The following is a 2,941-nucleotide window of genomic DNA, read 5'->3' on the forward strand; positions in this document are numbered from 1 at the left end:
CGGGCCGGCCCCCGCCCGGGAGGGGATGGCGGCAGGGGTGTGGAACGGGCGCCCGGAGGCGAAACGAGCTTGGAACCGGGGTCGGGAGCCGGCACGGGCGCGGGGGCCTGGAGCGGGCCGGACCTCGCCGGGCGGCGGCGCCGGCGGTGGCGGGCGCTGGCGGCGGGGCTGGCGGCGGTGCTCCTCGTCGCCGGGATGGCGGCGGTGGCCGGTCGGCTCGCGCGGAGGGCGGCCGACTGGCCGCTCGAGGGCCGGATCCGGGTCGGGGCTTCCTGGCGGAGGAGCCTCCGCTTCGCGCTGGGCGACTTCCGCGTCGACTGGGACGGGCGGACAGGAAGCCTCGCCGTCTGGAACCGGCGAATGCCGGGCCACCTGGTCTGGGCGACGCCGCCCGGGCAGGCCTTCTTCTTCGGCGCGGCGGGGACGATGCGCTCGCGCGACACCATCGGCTACCTCACCCTCTGGCGGCGGACGCTGGCCGTCTACGGCGAGCAGACGGTGGACGGGATCGCGGCCGGCAGCGGGCAGCTCCGCTTCACGGGCGAGCTGCGCTCCGTCGACGGCAGCGCCGTCCGCTACACCTTCACGCTGCGGGCGGCGGCGCCGGACCGGCTGGAGTACGAGGGGCGGGTGGGGCCGGCGGCGGCGGGCGCGCCGCCCGTCACCCGCCTCTACCTCGACTGGAAGGCGCTTCCTGGGGAACGCTTCTACGGCTTCGGGGTGCAGTACTCGGTGCTGGACATGCGCGGCCGGGTGGTGCCGATCCTGGTGCAGGAGCACGGCATCGGGCGCGGGATGCAGCCGCTGACGCTGCTGGCCGACCTGACGCACGGGGCGGGCGGGAGCTGGTGGAACACCTACGCGCCGGTGCCGTACTTCCTGTCGAGCGCCATGCAGTCCATGTTCAGCGCCAACGGCCAGTTCCAGCGCTTCAACCTGACGGAGCCGGGGCTGGGCCAGCTGGAGGTGGAGGCCCCGGCCATCCGCGGCGCCATCTTCGCCGGGAGGACGCCGGCGGAGCTGCTGCGGGCGTACACGGCGGTGGCGGGGCGGATGCGGCCGCTGCCGGCGTGGACGCAAGAGGGCTTCCTCTTCGGGGCGGAGGGCGGGACGGCCGCGGTGCGCGCGCGGCTGGAACGGCTGCTGGCGGCAGGGGTGCCGGTGACGGGCCTCTGGCTGCAGGACTGGGTGGGGCAGCGGACGACCAGCTTCGGGCAGCAGCTGGTCTGGAACTGGCGGCTGGACGCGCGGCAGTACCCGGGCTGGGCGGCCTTCGTCCGCGAGCTGCGGGCGAAGGGGATCCGGGTGCTGGGGTACGTCAACCCCTTCCTCGTACCGGCGGGAAGAGGCGGCCTCTACCGCGAGGCGGCGGCGCGCGGCTACTTCGTCCGCGGGGCGGACGGCCGGCCGCTCCTCTTCCCGTACCCGGGCTTCCGCGCCGCGCTGATCGACCTGACCAACCCGGCGGCGCGCGCCTGGCTGGAGCGGGTGATGGTGCGGGAGCTCGTGGGGAACGGCTTCTCGGGCTGGATGGCGGACTTCGGCGAGGAGCTGCCGCTGGACGCCCGCCTGGCCGACGGCCGGACGGGCGCGACGCTGCACAACCTCTACCCGGTGCTCTGGGCGCAGCTCAACCGCCAGGTGCTGGAGCGGGCGGGGCTGGCGGGGGAGGGGCTGGTCTTTCTCCGCTCGGGCTTCACGACGAGCCCGGGCGTGGCGCCGGACTTCTGGCTGGGCGACCAGCTGCAGAGCTGGGACGGAGAGAACGGCCTCGCCTCGGCGGTGAAGGCGCTGGTCAGCGCCGGCCTCTCGGGCTTCGCGCTGGAGAGCTCGGACATCGGCGGCTACACGGCCATCACGCAGTTCTCCTTCCGCTACGCACGCGACGAGGAGCTGTTGATGCGCTGGATGGAGTTCGACGCCTTCACCACGCTCTTCCGCAGCCATGAGGGGAACCAGCCGGCCCGCTCGGCGCAGGTGGACTCGAGCCCACGGCTGGTGGCGCAGCTCCGCCGCTTCGCCATCCTCTTCCGCGACCTGGCCCCCTACCGGGAGGCGCTGATGCAGGAAGCGGCCTCCACCGGCGCCCCGGTCGACCGCGCGCTCTTCTTCGACGACCCGGAGGACCCCGTCGCCTACCAGGTGGCCGACCGGGAGTTCCTGCTCGGGCCGGACGTGCTGGTGGCGCCGGTGACGGCGCCGGGCACGGAGCGCCTCCGCGTCTACCTGCCCCGCGGCCGCTGGGTGCACGTCTGGAGCGGGCGGGTGTATGACGCGGCGGGCGCGAGCACCGGCGGCGGCACCGCCGCGGGCGCAGGCGACGGCGGCGGCGCGGTCGGGCGCTGGGTGACGGTGGCGACGCCGGTGGGGCAGCCGGCCGTCTTCTACCGGCAGGGGGCAGCGGTGGCTTCGCTCTTCCGGAAGGCGCTGGCGGAGACGGGCGCGGCGACGGCGGGGACGGCGGGCGCGGCCGTTCGAGCGGGCGGCGCGGCGCGGCCCGTCTTTCACTTGGTGGCGCAAAGGTGAAGAGGTTCCGCCGGTTGCTCGGCGGTGGCGCACTTTCTCGTCTTCCGGATGGAGAGCGTGGTCGCGTTCGTAGATGGGGCGCGCTTCCGTTGCCGAAATGCGTCACCGGGCAAGCGCATTGCGGTTTGGGATGGCTTTACTATCCGGGCGCCGGAAAGCGGCTCCCCGCCTTTTCATCCTCCGGCAGGGAGAGGGCGACGCAGGCCCCGACCGGCGGCGGGCGGCCCGCCCGCGGGATGCCCGCGCGCGGGCCGCACCGCCTTGGATCCTAGAAGCGGATGGCCTTGAAGCGGCTTGCCTGCTCGGTGATGGCGCGCTCGGTGGCGAGGCGCTCGATGGAGGAGGCGCCGAAGAAGCCGGCGACGCCCCGGGTGTGCTGGAGCACGTACTGCGCGTCCTCCGGTTCGGCGATGGG

General features: G+C 74.8%; 2 protein-coding genes. One reads left to right on the forward strand and one right to left on the reverse strand.

Annotated elements, in window-relative coordinates; all coding sequences use genetic code 11:
- The first annotated feature begins 69 nt into the window (after positions 1–69).
- Complete coding sequence (locus K6U79_11445; GenBank protein ID MCL6522967.1) at positions 70–2,526, forward strand: alpha-glucosidase; 2,457 nt, start codon at positions 70–72, stop codon at positions 2,524–2,526.
- A gap of 268 nt (positions 2,527–2,794) precedes the next feature.
- On the opposite strand, the gene K6U79_11450 is transcribed toward K6U79_11445, so the two are convergent.
- Positions 2,795–2,941, reverse strand: a 147-nt coding sequence (locus K6U79_11450) for a phosphoenolpyruvate hydrolase family protein (GenBank protein ID MCL6522968.1), incomplete at its 5' end; no start/stop codon positions are given.

The sequence above is a fragment of the Bacillota bacterium genome (assembly GCA_023511835.1).
GTDB lineage: Bacteria > Bacillota > Sulfobacillia > JAIMAT01 > JAIMAT01 > JAIMAT01.